Genomic DNA, 16,984 nt, shown 5'->3' with positions numbered 1-16,984 from the left:
GCGACCGCACCCATCGGGAAATGCGAATCCCGAAGCCCCGCTGAGCGGACGACGAAGGTCCGGGCAAGCGTGTCGGCCCGCCTTCGGCTCGCCACACGAAGATCGGCGGAGTCTGATTCGGCGCTAACGCCGGCCGCCCCACCGCCTTTCCCTCTGTGGGAGCCCCGCCATGACCGACGCCGCCGCCCGACCGCTCGACGACGGCGAGTTCGTGCGCCTCCTCACCGATAGCCAAGTGTCCCTGAGGTCCTATCTCCGCGTGTTGATGCCGGGCCACCCCGCCGCCGCCGACGTCTTCCAGCAGGCCAACGCCAAGCTGTGGGAGCGCCGCACCGATTTTCAGGCGGGCACTGACTTCAAAGCGTGGGCGATGACGCTCCTGAAATACGAGGTCCTCACCGCCCGCAAACGGGAGGCCCGGGAGCGGCTGCGGTTCACGGACGACCTGGAGGCCACGGTCGCGGACGAACTGGCGACTTTCGAACCCCGCGTGGACGACCGGGCCGAGGCCCTGCGGGCCTGCCTCGGCGCCCTGCCCACCGAGAAGCGGGACCTGCTCGCCGCCCGCTACGGGGCAGACGAGACCCTCGCCGAATACGCCGAACGGGCGAAGCGGAGCCTCGGCGGCCTGCGGGTCACGCTGCACCGCGTGCGGGCGGCGTTGGCGGAGTGCGTCGAGCGGCGGTTGGCCGGCGTGGCGGGGGGCGAACGATGAACGACCCTGCCCAACAAACGCCGAACGCCGGGCCGGACCGGGCCCTGCTGCTCGAAGGGTTCGTCGACGGCACGTTGAACGAGGCGGACCTCCTCGCCTTGGAGGCGGAACTGTCCGTCGACCCGGCGTTCCGCCAGCGCCTCTACCGCCGGCTCACGCTGGAATCGCTGCTGGAAGAAACGGTCGGACCGACCGGAGGAACTCCGCCCCCGACGCCGGTCTCTCCCGCCGCGGCCCCCCGGGCCGGGATTCGGTCGCGTCGGTGGGTCGCCGCGGCGTTGCTGGCGACGGCGGCCGGCCTGCTGGCGGCGGCTTTGTTTCTTCCGGACTGGGACGGGGCCGCCGCCCCGCCGGCCGGCGGGGCGCTCGCGGAGACGGGAGCAGAGCCGGACGAGGAAACGGCGTCCGGCTTCGGCGTGGTCAGCGGGCAGGAAGACACCGAGTGGGGCGGCGTCGGCCTTCGCACCGGGGAACTGGTGCCCGGGGGGCCGCTGCGGTTGGAAGCCGGTTCCGCCCACCTCGAGTTGTTCAGCGGGGTGCGGTTGCTGGTGCGGGGGCCGGCGGCGTTCACGGTAGACTCCGCGATGCGGGTGACGGTCGCCTCCGGCCGGGTGCAGGCCCGCGTGCCGGAGCCGGCCGTGGGCTTTCGCCTCCGCACCGCCGCCGGGGAACTGGTCGACCTGGGCACGGAGTTCGCCGTCGACGCCGGAACCGGTAACGCCCAGGACGAAGTCCGCGTACGGGTCCTGGACGGGGCGGTCACGCTGTCGCCGTCCCGGCAGGACGCGTCCGGCGGGGCGAAGCGAATCGAACCGGGCGGCGTGTGGCGGTGGTCCGCCGACGCCGTTCGCCCCGGCGACGCCGCGAGCCTGTCGGCGGCCCCGCTGGACGACGCCCGCCGCCGCCTGGAGGAAGCCCGCCGCGACCGGTTGGCCGCGTGGCAGAGCGCCCGGGCCGACTGGCTGGCGGACCCCCGCCTGATCGCCTGGTACGCCCCCGCCGCGGCGGAGGACGGCGTCGTGCCGAACCTCGCCGCGAACCAGACGGACCGCACCGTGACCGCCTCGGCCGGCACGGTGGTCGCCGCCGAACCGGCCCCGGACCGCTGGGAACGGGCCGGCGGGGCGCTGGACGTCAGCAGGCCCGGCAGCCGGGTGCGGATCGCCGTGGAGGGCGAGAGCGCGGGGCTCACGCTGCTCTGCTGGGTCCGGATCGGCAGCCTCGACCGCGATTACAACTCCCTGCTGCTCTCCGACGGGCACCGGGCGCGCTCGCCGCACTGGCAACTGCTTCGCGACGGGCGGCTGTTTTTCTCGCTCAAACTGCCGGAGGACGCTGCGAAGGCGCAGAAACGGGCCCAGACCAAGTTCCTCTCCCCGCCGGTCTGGACGCCGGCCCGCAGCGGCCGCTGGGTGATGCTGGCCGTCGCCCTCGATCCGGTCGCCGGGGAGGTCCGGCACTACGTCGACGGGGAACCGGTCAGCCGGCACGCCCTCGCCCCGGCGGTCCGCGACGCGGCGACCCGCGTGCAGATCGGCCGGGCGACGATCGGCAACTGGACGGAGCCGGTCTACAGCACGGACCCGGAGTTCACCGTCCGCAACTTCAACGGCCGGATCGGCGAGACGGCGGCCTTCGCCGCCCCGCTCTCCGCGGCCGAGATCCGCACCCTCTTCTCTCAGGGAACGCCCGATGCGAACTGACGCCGCCTGCCGACTGCCGATTGCGTTGGTCCTGGCAGGCGCCTGCGGCCTCGCCCTCACGCCCGGCTCCGCCGCGGCGGCCGAGGGCGACGGGGCCGCGGCGTGGCCGGCGGAGCCCGACGCCGAAACGCACTTCACCCTGACGGTCCTCCCGCTGTTGGAGACCCGCTGCGGCGGCTGCCACGGCGCCGGCGCCGACGAGCCCGGCGGGGCGCTGCGAACGGACTCTTTAAAGGCCCTGCTGACCGGCGGGGAGAGCGGCTCCGCGGCGATCGTCCCCGGCGACCCCGCGGGGGGCACGCTGATGGACGCGATCACGTGGGCCACTTACGAGATGCCCCCGAAGGAGGCCGACCGGCTCTCCGAGAAGGAGGTCGCCGCCGTGCGCCGGTGGATCGCCGACGGGGCCGTCTGGCCGGACGAGGCGACGCGGGAACGGATTCGGGAGCGGGACCGCGAGGCGGTCGAAACGGCCGACGGGCGACTGGTCGCCACCAGCGGCGGGCAATCCGAAGCCTGGACCGGCCGCCGCTACGCCCCGGCGGACCTCTGGCACCTTCAGCCCTTGCCGGAGGCGAACGAGCCGCTGTCGGCCGGTGCCCTCGCCGCATTCGTCGACGAACGAGTCGGGGCGAAGCTGACCGAGGCGGGCCTCGAACCGGCCGGCCGGGCGAACCCGCGGGACCTGCTGCGGCGGGCGAGCTTCGACCTGACCGGCCTGCCCCCCACCCCGGAGCAGTCCGACGCCTTCCTCGCCGATCACGAGACCGATCCCGACGGGGCGTGGGAGCGGCTGATCGACCGGCTGCTGGCCTCCCCGGCCTACGGCGAGCGGTGGGCCCGGCACTGGCTGGACGTCGCCCGCTACGCCGACACCGGCGGGATGAGCAACGACTTCGAGCGTTCCAATATGTGGCGCTACCGCGACTACGTCATCCGGGCGTTCAATCACGACAAACCGTACGACGAATTCGTCCTCGAACAGCTCGCCGGCGACGAGCTGGCCGACGCCTCCGTGCTCGAACGCACCGGCGACGAAGAGGCCGTTCAAAAGGCCCGACTGTCCGGCGACTACACGCCGGGGGAGGCGGAGCAGATCGTCGCCAGCGGGTTCCTGCGGCTCGGCCCGTGGGACAACGCGATGATTAAAAACGAGGAGGCCCGGCAGATTTATCTGGACGACGTGGTGAACGTGACCGGGCAGGCGTTTCTATCCACGACCATGCGGTGCGCGAAGTGCCACGATCATAAGTTCGATCCGCTGCCCACCCGCGATTATTACCGCCTCTACTCCGCCTTCAGCACGACGCACCAGGCCGAGCGGCCGGTCCCCTTCCTGCCGGAGGAGAACCGGGAACGGTTCGACGAGGAGCGGGCTCACGTCGAGGAAATGCTCGCCTTCGCCACGGAGCGGCGGGACGCGATCATGGACAAGCAGGAAGCCGCCGCCCGCGCCTGGTTCGACGAACGGGGCCTGCCCTACCTGGACCCGGACGCCCGCCAATCCCTGCGGGACGAAGAAAAGCCCCCCCGCCACGTGGGTTTGACGACCGCGGAGCAGGGCGAACTGAAAGTCCGCGAGCAGGACGTCTGGATCTGGACCCGGCGGCTGGAACGCTTCGAGCCGATGGCCCAGAGCGTCTATAACGCCGGCGCCGCGAGACTGGCGTGGAACGGGGCCCGCAAGCTGCGGATCGACGCCAAGTCGGCCGGGACCGAACCGCCGGAGTGCTTTATCTTCGAAGGCGGGGCGTTGGACGCCCCCGGCGAGCCGGTGAAGCCGGGGGTGCTCAGCGCCACGGGGCTGCCGGTGCCGGGGACGGACGATTATCTCCTGCCCGAGAGCGTCGACGGCCGACGGCTGGCGCTGGCCCGCTGGATCGCCGACCCGCGGAACCCGATCACCGCCCGGTCCTTCGTGAACCGCTTGTGGGGCTGGCACTTCGGGATGCCGCTGGCGGAGAACGGAAATAATTTCGGCGTGAAGGGCGGCAAGCCCTCGCACCCGGAACTGCTGGACCGACTGGCGGCGGACTTCGTCGCCGGCGGTTGGCAGCTCAAACGGCTGCACCGGGGGTTGATGCTGTCCGAGGCCTATCGCCGCAGCGCCCGGCACGCGGACCCGGATTCGATCGCAACGGCCGACCCCGACGGCCGACTGCTCGCCGCGTTCCCCCGGCGTCGGCTTTCCGCCGAGGAACTGCGGGACGCGATGCTGGCCGCCTCCGGGGAGTTGGCGCCGACCACCGGCGGGCTGCCGGTCCGGCCGGAGATGAATATGGAGGTCGCCCTCCAGCCGCGGATGTTGCAGTTTTCCCTCGCCCCGGCCTACCAGCCCTCGCCGGAGCCGGAAATCCGCAACCGCCGCACGGTCTACGCCTATCTCGTCCGCGGTCAGGCGGACCCGCTGTTGGAAACCTTCGGCCAACCCGGCCCGAACGACTCCTGCGAACTGCGGGAGACCGCCGCCACTGTGCCGCAGGCGTTCACCCTGCTGAACGGCGACGCGGTGAACGACCGGGCCGCCGCGATGGCCGCCCGCATTGCGGAGGAGGACGTTCGCGGGCCCGACGCGGTGGACCGGGCGTTCGAGCTGGCGCTGGGCCGGCCGGCGACCGCGGTCGAGCGGGAACGGCTGGTCGACTTCCTCGCCGCCGCCGCGGAGGAGCACGCGCACGCCGCCCCGCAGCCGCCGACCTATCCGACCCGCATCATGCGGTCGCTGGTGGAGGAGTTCTCCGGGGAGCCGTTCGAGTACGAGGAAATCCTGCCCACGTTCGCCGCCTACGACCCCGGCGTGAAGCCGGCGGACCTGCCCCCCGCCCAGCGGGCCCTCGCCGACGTCTGCCTGTTGCTGTTCAACAGCAACGAGTTCGCCTACGTCGAATAGGCCGCGTTCCGCCCCGTTTGTCCGTTTTCGTCCGCACCGCAGCTCACCCCGTCTAGGCCCCCCGCGATGCCCCGTCCCGACCTCGGATTGCTCACCCGTCGCCAGACCCTGTGCGGGCTGGGGGCCTCGCTGGGGGCGGTGGCCCTCACGGACCTGCTGTCCCGTGAGGGCGCCGCGGCCGACGCCGTGGAAGCCGCCCCGCAGCCGATGCACCCGGCGAAGGCCAAGCGGGTGATCATGCTGTTCATGGAGGGCGGGCCGAGCCAGGCCGACACCTTCGACCCCAAGCCGACGCTGAACCGGCTGCACAAGAAGGAATCGACCCGCACCGACGGCCTGGAGACCGGGGAGCGGTTCTACGTCGGCAGCCCGTTCGGCTTTCGTCAGGCCGGCGACAACGGCCTGTGGATGAGCGACCGCTGGGAACACCTCGCCGCCCCGGACGTGGCGAACGAACTGTGCAACTACCGCGGTTTGCAGGCGGAGTCGCTGAACCACCCGGAGGCGCTGTTCCACATGAACACCGGCAGCCGGCTGGGCGCCGACCCCGCGGTCGGCGCGTGGGCGAACTACGGGCTGGGCAGCCTGAACGAGAACCTGCCGAGCTACGTGGTGATGACGGAGCTGGCCGCCCCCCAGGGCGGGGCCGGAAACTGGTCGAACGGCTTTCTGCCGCCGGAGTACCGCGGCACACGGCTGCGGCCGGTCGGCTCGCCGATCCTGGACCTCGACGCCCCGCCGCACCGCAGCCGGGCGCACCAGCGGCGGATGCTGGACGAATTGGCCGCCCTGAACGCCGGACACCCCGCCGCCGGCGAAGACCCCCGCCTCGCCGCCCGCACCGCCGGCTACGAACTGGCCTTCCGCATGCAGTCCGACGTGCCGGAGGCCGTCGACCTCGCCGCCGAGACCGCCGAGACTCACGCCCTCTACGGCCTGGACCGCAAGGAGACGGAAACCTTCGGCCGGCAGTGCCTGACGGCCCGCCGGTTGATCGAGCGGGGCGTGCGGTTCGTGCAGGTCTTCAGCGGCGGCTGGGACAGCCACGACTATCTCGAACGCGGCCACGGCTCCCGCATCGCCAGCGTGGACAAGCCGTTCGCCGGGCTGATCCACGATCTGAAGCGGCGGGGCCTGTTGGAGGACACGCTGGTCGTCTGGACCGGCGAGTTCGGCCGCACCCCCGACAACAACCGCCGCGGCGGCGTCTACTCCCTCGGCCGCGGCCACAACAACAAGGCGATGACCATGCTGCTGGCCGGCGGCGGCGTGCGGCCGGGCGTGGTCGGGGCGACCGACGAGTTCGGCGCCGAGGCCGTCGAGTGCGTCCACCCGATCCGCGACCTGCACGTCACCCTGCTGCACCTGTTGGGATTGGACGACAACCGCCTGACCTACTTCCACGCCGGCCGCCACAAGCAACTCAGCCAGTTCGGCGGCGAGGTGATTCGGGATCTGCTGGCCTGAACCCGGCTCTCGGTCGGGACGGTCGCGACACCTCGCGGAGAAACGGGCGAGGCCGGCCGCGCTGCGATCCGCGTCAAGAAGCCCGGCAGGATGGTCACAATCCCCGGCCGCGTGACCGGCATGAGGGTGGTGCGGGGATTCAAGCCGAGGACCTCCTCGAAGGCGTTGCCGGAAAGCCGGATTCACACCAGTGAACCGAGCATCCCAACCGGCCCCCCCGACGATCGCCCCCTGCTGCGTCATGCCCTGCCAGGTGAGGAAGCAAACCGGCGCCGGCAGGTCGGCCCCGGCATCCACTCGGAGCGCCAGCCGACGAGATCGCTGAAGTTCCTCCTCTGAAACACGATCCCCGCCCCGATCGCAATCGCGCCGACCACGACAATATGGGAATCACCGCCGCAGGGCCGGCCGCCCCGCGGGCCTCTTCGACACTCCGGCTGCCGCCCGCGACGGGACAGCGAGCGCCGCCCACGCCGGCAACGGCTCGACTGCCAACGGTTCCTCGACCAACGGCACCACGACCAATGGTCGCGGCTCGCTCCCCTGCACGGAGAAGCAGGTTCGGGCGCTGCACGCCTTCTCACGCCAAGCAGGGGTTGAACTCACGAAAGAGTTGCGGCGGCGGTTTGGTTTGACCACCGCTGAGGAGCTGAGCCGCCGGCAGGCGAGCGAAGCGAGCGACGGGCTGAAAGGCCGCGTCGAGAACCGATCTGCACTCCCGAGGTAGAACGGCGACCTCTGTCCCGCCCGGGGGGTCGGGCGGGGCGGAGTTTTTACTTTACCACACGGCCGGTTGTACGACATCCTTATTCATTGGCGGCGCCGGGAGCCGCGGACAGATTCCTGAGGGGGCCGGAGGTTCCCGGGCCGTCCATAACGCTTCACAATAAACAAGCGACTCAATTCAGCAGCGGCGGGGACCAATGCGATTGTGGTAGCACAAAGCCGTCATGCCCCCCTGTCTGCTGCAGCGCATATTTCGGCGCGATACTCCTCCGCAGGACCGACCACCGAGACGTGCTGCGGCGGGATGGGGGCGAAGCAGACGACGTAGCTCACGTCTGCAAGCAGCCTGCAGCACAACGCCGGACCGGGAACCTCGATCCCGCGGAGTGCCTCGCCGGTGGTCTCTTGGGTGCGGTCGAGGTCGAATGTCCGCTCAGCGACAACACGGGCCGGAACGCAAAGGATGACCCTGTCCCCAAGCCCACCGCCCAGGCCGTCATCGAACATCTGGAAGACGCCGTGCAGTCGCGGTTTGGTGACGAAGCAGTTGAACCCCCTGCCAGCGAAGGGGCCGATGGAGTAAAGGCCACCGTTAATCCGGGGTGCTTCGGCTGGGTCGAACCCTCGCTCTGAGATCTGTGCCGCACGACCCGCCGGCGTCACGTGGAAAAGCGAACCGACTGCGGCGAGGACGGGGCGAAGTTCATCCACGAGACATATTTGCGACTCTGTCGCCTTTAAGGCCGAACCGGTGTTTCTCCGACACTCGGCAAGATCACGCTCACGCATTTTCCTGCGCTGGGGCGGATTCGGAAAGTGCAAAGTCAGACGGGCTAACGCCGCCGCGGCCGCCCCTGTTCAGGATGTGCGGGTCCGCCATCGTCCGCACGTCTTGGCGAAGCAACAGTTCCAGTGCCGTGTGGAGGTCGTCGCCGGCAATGCGGCAGCCGGCTTCGATCTCGGCGTTCGCGTCCCGGTCCGCCACGCCGCCCCTCAGCGTCGCTTCCACTCGGAGACGTGCCCTCGGCCAGCCGGCACCGGCTGGGTCGCAGACCGCCGACTCCGGCTGCCGTGGGGACGGACGAACGTCGCGCCTACGCCTTCGTCGGTAACTTCTCGGGCGTCGGCAATCTGCGGGAGGCTCAGGCTTTGACGAGCGGTTGAAAGCGTGAGTACTAAACAGTGCGGCCGCGAACCTTGCCGAGGAAATGGCCCCGCGGCGTTCGCGCGGGCGTACGAGGCGTCCACTCAGCTTACGGCCTCGTTCCCGCCCCGCACGCCCTGACCCCTGTCCCCGCTCTCATCGCGATTGAACGAAAATCCGGCGCCAGGCCGCGGTATCTGTGATCAGGCAAAGGCAAGCTCATTCGCAGTAACGGTCGAAGCGGTGTCTCGCCCAACGCCCCGTGCCTGCGGGCTCTCGGCGGCCGGGATGGTTTGACGTCAGGGATCTGCTCACGATCGTTACGCCGCGGGCGCTCGCCCGTGGCGCGACGAACTGCTAGCCTTTGCCAGTTCGTAGCCACGCCTGACCGGGGAGCGACCACCTTGAGCGACCAGCTGTCACCCGTTGCCGCCGATTTCGCAGATACCCCGGCGGTCTGCCGTCTCTCTGAGCGGATGTGACATCGGCACGATGAATGCTGAACGAGTCTCAGCAAAGACGTCAATCGTCAAGCGATCTGTATCGCGTCCGCTCTCACATTGCCACCACGACTCTCTCCGAGAATCCTCCATGCGGTGATCCGGTTGGTGAAATTTTATCAGTGGTGTCGCAGACCGCTCAGCACGGCCCCTGCCTCCGAGTCGGCAGCGTATAGGTATAGTCTTCTTGATGCCGTTAGGACTGATCGACTCATTCTCAGTAAGATACTTCTCGTCGCTCATTGCTGCCGCGACCCGCTAGATAGCGGAGCTCTCTCAAGCACCGCCATCATGTCAATACACATGCCAATGCCCGCAACTATTGCAGCCCGCGCACGTTCCGCAGCGATAACGAGGCGGAACGTTGGCGCTTAATCGCCCAGCCCTCAAGAGGCTGAGGCCAATTCCCAGGGAGAACCTAGAGCAGTTTAGAAAGCTTACTGGACAGTCGCGGCTTGTTGGAGAAGCGTTTCCGCGATCGAATCACACATTTCGCGGCCGCACGGCATCGAGATCTTCCGCAAGCCATCAGGCTGGTTTTCACCCGGCGAGATCTTCACGCGCGGCCTCCGGGAACTTGACGCTCGGGGATGAGGTGCGCCGACTGTCTGCCTATAAGGGATGTCTGCTAAACGGTCTCGATCTGAACCAGTGCCAAGAGCCGGTCCGAATCTACGGCATTTGCCAGCCTCCCTGCCTTCGATTAGCCCGGATCGTCGTCCGCCATCGCCCGAGCCTCTCCGCCAGACGGCATTCCAATACAGATCTTCCTGCGGCGTTAGACGGTTTCAGATCGCTGTTGGTAGTTGACGGCAGCCTGTCAGGCGCCGCCGAAGATCAAAGCCGTAGTTCGACTCCTGAGGGCGATGATCCGTCATTGCGGAGAAGCCAAACTGTCCCGCGCAATTGCTGACTGGCAATGACGAATCGAAGCCTCGACCCGGTGTCTCTCTGGCTCCCGCCGTTAGCGATCGCGATCCTCGCGTCGATCGCCGTCCTGATGCTGTACCTCGCACAGGTGATCTTCGTTCCGCTCGCCCTGGGCATTATCCTCGCGTTCCTGCTGCACCCGCTCGTGAGGCTCGTCGAGCGAGCGCGAGTTCCGCGAATCCCTGCGGTCGTCACGGTGGTCGTGCTGATCTCCGCTGCGCTGACGGGCGTCGGCGTGAGTGTGGGAAACGAGTTTCAGACGCTGGCCCGGGAGTTGCGGACAGATCAGGCGTATATGAGCAATCTTGAAGGCAAGGTCGCCGATCTGCGACGGTTCATGAGCGGCGGAGTCATGGCCGACCTGGAGGCCGTGCTTGACCGCGTCGGCTCAAACCTCGAGGGGCCGGACGCTGACGCCTCAGGCGATCGTGCAATCTTGGTTCAGGCCGAGCCGGAATCGCAGTTCAGCAGTCTCGTTGCCGCGGTCAGCCCGCTCTTGGGCCCGTTGGGGACGATGGCGCTGGCGATCGCACTCGTCATCTTCATCCTCATCAGCCGTGAGGATCTGCGCAACCGCATCATCAGCTTGTTTGGGCGGAATCATCTCTCCGCCACGACCCGCGCCTTTGACGCTGCGGGACGGCGGATCGGTCGATATCTTTTGATGCAGCTTATCATCAACGCGAGCTACGGCTTTGCGCTCGGCGTCGTGCTGCTCTTGGTGGGCGTCCCATACCCGTTGTTGTGGGCTCTGTTGGCCGCGCTCCTGCGCTATGTGCCTTACGTCGGCCCGTTTTTGGGGGCAATCTTTCCCATCGGGATGAGTTTGGTCGCCTTCGATGGCTGGTCAGAGCCGTTCTTGGTGATTGCGTTCATCGTCGGACTCGAACTTTTCAGCAACATGGTGATGGAGCCGGTTCTGTTTGGCCAGAGCGTCGGCATCTCGGCCGTCGGCTTGATCATCGCGGCAGGGTTCTGGACGCTGCTTTGGGGGCCGGTCGGGCTGCTGATAGCCACCCCGTTGACGGTCTGCCTCGTAGTCTTGGGTCAGCACGTTCCCCAATTTCGATTTTTTCTGGATCTACTGGGAGACGAACAAGTCTTGCCGCCTCATGCGAGTTACTACCAACGCCTACTCGCCCGCGATCAGCAAGAGGCCGGGGATCTGGCCCAGACGGCTCTGCGTACGTCGCGGGAGCCGGCCCACGTCTGCGATTCGGTGTTGCTGCCGGCGCTGTTGCAAACGCGGAGGGACCGCACTCAGGAGCGGATTTCGGCCGAGGACGAAGCGTACATCTTACAATCGACCCGTTTCATCGTCGGCGAGTTGGGGCGGCCGCAGCCCGGCAATCATGGCGGATTGCTCCAGCGTCTGGGGGCCGTGGCCGCCTGGGGGCGGCCCCTCAGTTCGGCGGACGGTGGCGACTCCGTAGCAGCGACAGTCCCACCGACATCCGACAACGCGGCGTCGTCGCAGTCCCGGCAACCCCGCTTTGACATTGTGGCCTGTCCTTCGCATCACGAAGTCGAGGAGTTGGCAATTGAAATGCTCGCGGCCGCGATCGGCCCGACTGGTCATCACGTGCACGCCCTGACCACCCGGACGCTCCCGGGAGAAATCGTCGAGGTGATCCGTCAGCGAAAGCCCGATGCGGTTTTCGTGGCGGTGATTCCTCCCAGCGGCTTCCTGCAAGCCAGTTATCTCTGTCGTCGCTTGCGGAAGACGTTCCCGGAGCTGCCGATCATCGTCGGGTACTGGGGAAAAAAGAGCCGTTTCGACGACGTGCTCGTAAAACTGCGCTCGCGCGGGGCGAGCTTTGTGACCACATCCATCGGACAGACCCAGAAGCAGATCTCGGGAATGATCGAATCGACCCCGTCCGCAAATCTCCACCGCCCGGAAAGGAGCCAGGTTCATGCCTCGCATTCTAATTATTGAGGACAACGAGGATAACCGCGATATGCTTTCGCGCCGACTGCGACGGCGTGGGTTCGACGTGGTCCTGGCGACGAACGGGTCCGAAGGCGTGGCGATGGCTCGCACCGAGACCCCCGACCTGATCCTGATGGACCTCAACATGCCGGACCTGGACGGTTGGGAGGCGACGCGGCTGTTGAAGGAATCGCCGGACACACAGCATTTGCCGATCGTCGTCCTGACCGCTCACGAGATCCCGGGCAACCGCGAGCGGCTGATCGAGGCCGGCTGCGCGGAGTACCACACGAAGCCGGTTGAAATGCCGCGGTTGCTCGTACAAATCGAATCGATCCTGAAGTCGATCCGAAGGGACTCGTGATGGCGTCTTCGAAGCGGTCAAGATCGGACAAACCGCAATCGCCCGATAAGGTCGAGCAGCCGGAGACCGGCTGCCGACTGTCCTCGACGGTCCCACTACCGGAGAACGAATCCGAGCGGATTGCCGCGCTGCGCCGCTATCAGATCCTGGACACGCTGCCTGAGCAGGACTTCGACGACTTAACGGCGCTGGCTTCGCAGCTTTGCGGAACGCCGATCGCCCTGATCAGCCTGGTTGACGCGAATCGTCAGTGGTTTAAGTCAAAGGTCGGAATTGAAGCCGACCAGACGCCGCGGGAAATCGCGTTCTGCACTCACGCGATACTTAACAGGGAAGTCTTTGTCGTACCCGACGCGCGTCAGGACCCGCGTTTCGCCGGCAACCCGCTCGTGACGGGCGAGCCGCGTATTCGCTTTTACGCCGGAGCGCCGCTCATTACATCCGACGGCTTCGCGCTCGGCACGTTATGCGCGATCGATCGCCAGCCGCGTGATCTCCGGCCTGACCAGGTCGCGGGGTTGCAGAGACTCGCGAGGCAGGTCGTGACTCAACTCGAGTTGCGGCGACAAATGAAGCAGCTGGAGGCGCAGCATCGCGTGACCCGCATCCTCGCCGAGTCGGCGTCGCTCGAGGAGGCCGCCGCACAGATGCTGGACGTCATCTGTCGCTGCCTGAACTGGGACCTCGGCGAGCTCTGGACCGTGAGTCCTGGGAGCGGAGAGATGCTCTGCGTCTGCCAATATCCGCAGACCGATTCGGCCTTTACCGAGGCAACCGGCCGCAGCAGGTTCCGCTGCGGCGCGGGCTTGCCCGGGCGTGTCTGGCAGGGGGCGGAGCCGGTCTGGATCGAATCACTGTCCGCCGAACGGACGTTCATGCGCGCCTCGGCCGCGGGAGGTGAGGGCTTGCAATCGGCTGTCGGAGTGCCGGTCGTCGTGGATGACGTGGTCCGCGGGACGATCGCCTTTTTCAGCCGCGAATCACAGCCGCGAAGCCAGGAGCGGATCGATCAGCTCGTCAGCTTTGCCCTGCAGATCGGTCAGCTCGTCAAGGGGAAAGAGGCCGAGCTAGCGCGGCGTGAAATGGAGCGGTTCGCGCTGGGAACGGTGGACGGACTCGCGTCGCAGATCGCGATCATCGACGAATCGGGGCGCATCCTCGCCGTTAACCGCGCGTGGCGTAACTTCGCGCAGGCCAATGACGCGCCCGATCGGGACGGCGTCGGCGTGGACGCCAATTATCTAGAGGTCTGCGATCGCGCGGCGGGGCTCAAATCCGGAGGGGCGGCGGAGGTCGCGGCAGGCATTCGCGCCGTGCTTTCGGGACGACGCGATGGCTTTGAAATCGAGTACCCGTGTCATGCGCCTCAAGAGCGGCGTTGGTTCACCGCTCGCGTGACGCGGTTTGCCGGCGACGGCCCCACCCGGGCGGTGATCTCGCACGAAAACATTACCAACCGCAAGCTGGCCGAAGCGGCGTTGAAGCGCAGCGAGGAACGATTCCAAAGGATCGCGGCCAACGTCCCGGGGCTGGTGTTCCAGGCGATTCGTCAAGCCGACGGACACTTCGTATTCCCCTATATTAGCGACGGGGGTCGCGAACTGCTGCAACGGAGTTCCGACGAACGACATGTCACGACGCAACAATTGCTCGAGGCAATTCATCCCGACGATCGCCCTTCGTTCGACCGCTCGATGGCGGAAGCGGCCGACGAACTGAAGCCGTGGAACTGGGAAGGGCGGATCCTGTCGCCGTCGGGGCAGGTGCGGTGGGTGTACGGCGCCGCCCGCCCGCAACCGCTTCCCGCCGGCGCGGTGTCCTACGACGGCCTTTTGATCGACATCACGGAACGCAAGCAGGCGGCCGAAGATCTGTTGCTGCTGAAGTTCGTTCTCGAGCAGAGCCACACGGGGATTGTCATCGCCGACGCCCGCCAGAAGGATTGCCCGCTGATCTACGCCAACCGTCCGTTCGAACAGATGACCGGCTACGCCGCGGACGAGGTGCTGGGCAGCAATTGCCGGTTCCTGCAAGGCAAAGGGACCGATCCGCAAGCGGTTGCTCAGTTGCGAGAATCGGTTCGCACGGGCGTGGAGTGCCGAGTGGTCATACGGAACTATCGCAAGGACGGGACGCCGTTCTGGAACGAACTGCGGGTTTCGCCCGTGCGGGATCGGTTCGGCAAGCTGACGCACTTCGTGGGACTTCAGAACGACATTACCGAGCGGAAGCGGAGCGAGAAGGCGCAGGAGCGGTTGGCCCGCTACAATCAACTCTTGCTGGAGTCTACGGCGGAAGGTATCTACGGCATCGACCTGAGCGGGAACCTGACGTTCCTTAATCCGTCGGCCGCTGCCATCTTGGGCCTGGAGGATTGCAATGTGCTGGGTGAATCGTCGCACGCGCTGATGCATCACAGCCGTTCCGACGGCAGCCCCTATCCGGTCGACGACTGTCCGATCTCTCATACGTTACAGACCGGTGGAGTCGTACGCGTGGATGACGAGGTGTTCTGGCGCAAGGACGGCACTTCGTTCCCCGTCGCCTGCGTGGCTTCGCCGATTATCGAGGACGGCAAGGTCGAAGGGGCCGTGGTCGCATTTTCAGACATCACGGAACGTAAACGCGTACAACGCGATCTGCAGGCTGCCAAGGAAGCCGCCGAAGTCGCCAACCACGCCAAGAGCCATTTCCTGGCCAATATGAGCCACGAACTGCGCACGCCGCTCAACGCGGTGATCGGCTACAGCGAGATGCTGCAGGAGGATGCGGAAGACATGGGCCACCAGGAACTTGTGCCCGACCTTCAGAAGATCAGCGCCGCCGGTAAACATTTGCTGTCGCTCATTAACGACGTGCTCGACCTGTCGAAGATCGAAGCGGGAAAGATGACCGTCTATTGCGAGACGTTCGGGATCGTCGCCATGATCCAGGAGATCGCCGACATGGTCGAACCGCTCGTGCAGAAGAACCGGAACCGTCTCGAGTTCAACGTCCCGGACGACGTCGGCTCGATGCACGCCGACGTCACGAAGGTGAAGCAGTCGTTGTACAACCTTCTCAATAATGCGGCGAAGTTCAGCGACGGCGGCGAAATCCGCTTTGACGTCCGGCGAGAGACGCAGGACGACCGAGATTGGATCGTATTTCGAGTGGCGGACACCGGGATCGGGATGACCGACCGACAGCTCGAACGGTTGTTCCGTCCGTTCAGTCAGGCTGACGAATCGACGACGCGGCGATTCGGCGGCACAGGACTGGGCTTGGCTTTGACCAAGCGGTTCTGTCAGCTAATGGGCGGTGACATCAGCGTCGCCAGCGAATACGGCCACGGTTCAGTCTTCTCGATACGCCTGCCCGCGACGCCCGAAAGTCATCCGCCCGTCGCCGAAACGGCGATCGAGCAAAGCTCCCACGGACCGGACGGCGGGCCCCGGGCGCTGATCGTCGACGATGATCCCGACGCTCGAGACCTCCTGTCTCGCTTCTTCCGTCAGCGGGGATTTCGCGTCGAACTAGCCTCCAACGGCGACGAGGCACTCGACGCGGCGCGGCGTTGGAATCCGGCGGTCATCACGCTCGACGTGATGATGCCGCGAATGGACGGCTGGGCCACGCTGGCGGCACTCAAAGCCGACGAGGAACTCGCCGAGATCCCCGTCATCATGGTCACGATCGTCAGCGAGAAGGGGATCGGCTACGCCCTGGGGGCAGCCGAGTACCTGACGAAGCCCGTCGACCGCCAACGCTTGTCGGCGGTGCTCCGCAAGCTGCGGGTTCAGCATCTGGTCAACGACGTGCTTGTGGTGGATGACGACGAAGTCACACGGGCGACCTTGCGGAAAGTCTTCCAAGAGCTGGACACGCGCGTCGTCGAAGCGGCGAACGGCCGAGCGGCCCTGGAACAGATTCAACGAGTTCCTCCGCAGTTGATCGTGCTGGACCTCGTCATGCCGGTGATGGACGGCTTCGAGTTCCTGGACGAGTTACGCCGCGTACCGCAGATGCAGGACGTTCCTGTCGTAGTGCTGACGGCCAAGGACCTAACGTCGGAGGAACGGTCGCAGCTGAGCGGAAAGGTCGAACAGATCTTTAGTAAGGTCTCTTGGAACCGCGAGGACCTGCTGTTGGAACTGCGGCGCATCGTGGAAGGATTTCACGGCCAAACGGCGACTTCGGAAGAGAGCAACAAGGGTTCGTTGCAGCAGGCGATTCAATGACTACGAGATTACTGCTCGTCGAAGATAACGAACAGAATTGGGACATGCTTTCGCGCCGACTCCGGCGACGCGGTTACGAAGTGCTGATCGCGACGGACGGTCAGCAGGGCGTCGAGGACGCAAAAAAGGAGCGTCCGCAACTAATTCTGATGGACATGAGCCTGCCCGTACTGGACGGCTGGGAGGCCACCAGACAAATCCGCGCCGACTCGGAGATCGGGGACACGCGGATCATCGCCCTGACCGCCCACGCCATGGCGGGGGACCGCGAGAAAGCGATCTCCGCCGGCTGTGACGACTACCACACCAAGCCCGTCGATCTGGAGCAGCTCGTGCAGCAGATCGAGACGTTACTCAACGGCCCTGGCGGGCCGTGAAGCAATGATGCGCCA

10 protein-coding genes are annotated in these 16,984 nt (G+C 66.6%); 8 read left to right on the top strand and 2 right to left on the bottom strand.

Annotated elements, in window-relative coordinates; all coding sequences use genetic code 11:
- Nucleotides 1-169 precede the first annotated feature (169 nt).
- The 4 genes from CA12_RS11400 (at nt 170) to CA12_RS11385 (ending at nt 6,775) form a co-directional block, all read left to right on the top strand.
- Nucleotides 170-715 (top strand): sigma-70 family RNA polymerase sigma factor, encoded by a 546-nt coding sequence (locus tag CA12_RS11400; protein WP_145359068.1) that lies wholly within the window; start codon nt 170-172, stop codon nt 713-715.
- The gene (locus tag CA12_RS11395; RefSeq protein WP_145359067.1) at nt 712-2,418 is read left to right on the top strand and encodes a LamG-like jellyroll fold domain-containing protein; all 1,707 of its coding nucleotides are present in this window, start codon (nt 712-714) and stop codon (nt 2,416-2,418) included. Before CA12_RS11400 ends, CA12_RS11395 begins: the two co-directional genes overlap by 4 nt.
- Nucleotides 2,408-5,308: a PSD1 and planctomycete cytochrome C domain-containing protein gene (locus CA12_RS11390; RefSeq protein WP_145359066.1), complete on the top strand. Its 2,901-nt coding sequence runs from the start codon at nt 2,408-2,410 to the stop codon at nt 5,306-5,308. The genes CA12_RS11395 and CA12_RS11390 overlap by 11 nt, the downstream gene beginning before the upstream one ends.
- A gap of 66 nt (nt 5,309-5,374) precedes the next feature.
- Nucleotides 5,375-6,775 carry a DUF1501 domain-containing protein gene (locus tag CA12_RS11385; protein WP_145359065.1) on the top strand — a complete coding sequence of 467 codons (1,401 nt, stop codon included), beginning with the start codon at nt 5,375-5,377 and terminating at the stop codon, nt 6,773-6,775.
- 948 nt (nt 6,776-7,723) lie between these two features.
- Here CA12_RS11385 and CA12_RS11380 read toward each other — a convergent pair.
- Entirely contained in the window at nt 7,724-8,212 is a 489-nt protein-coding gene (locus CA12_RS11380; protein ID WP_145359064.1) for a hypothetical protein, read from the bottom strand.
- Nucleotides 8,213-8,282: 70 nt separating this feature from the next.
- Entirely contained in the window at nt 8,283-8,510 is a 228-nt protein-coding gene (locus CA12_RS11375; RefSeq protein ID WP_145359063.1) for a hypothetical protein, read from the bottom strand.
- 1,578 nt (nt 8,511-10,088) lie between these two features.
- On the opposite strand from CA12_RS11375, the gene CA12_RS11370 reads away from it, so the two are divergent.
- The 4 genes from CA12_RS11370 to CA12_RS11355 are packed head-to-tail and all read left to right on the top strand — an operon-like array spanning nt 10,089 to nt 16,969.
- Nucleotides 10,089-12,014, top strand: a complete 1,926-nt coding sequence (locus CA12_RS11370) for an AI-2E family transporter (RefSeq protein ID WP_165700700.1) — start codon at nt 10,089-10,091, stop codon at nt 12,012-12,014.
- Between the two features lie 22 nt (nt 12,015-12,036).
- On the top strand, nt 12,037-12,372 hold the full coding sequence (locus CA12_RS11365) for a response regulator (RefSeq protein ID WP_242687857.1): 336 nt from the start codon (nt 12,037-12,039) through the stop codon (nt 12,370-12,372).
- Nucleotides 12,372-16,592, top strand: a complete 4,221-nt coding sequence (locus tag CA12_RS11360; protein ID WP_145359060.1) for a PAS domain S-box protein — start codon at nt 12,372-12,374, stop codon at nt 16,590-16,592. Before CA12_RS11365 ends, CA12_RS11360 begins: the two co-directional genes overlap by 1 nt.
- A gap of 44 nt (nt 16,593-16,636) precedes the next feature.
- Nucleotides 16,637-16,969 carry a response regulator gene (locus CA12_RS11355; protein WP_242687856.1) on the top strand — a complete coding sequence of 111 codons (333 nt, stop codon included), beginning with the start codon at nt 16,637-16,639 and terminating at the stop codon, nt 16,967-16,969.
- Nucleotides 16,970-16,984: the final 15 nt, after the last annotated feature.

The sequence above is a fragment of the Alienimonas californiensis genome, assembly GCF_007743815.1.
Lineage (GTDB): Bacteria > Planctomycetota > Planctomycetia > Planctomycetales > Planctomycetaceae > Alienimonas > Alienimonas californiensis.
Note: the sequence above shows the minus strand (reverse complement) of the source record. Positions and strands in the feature narration are given on the sequence as shown.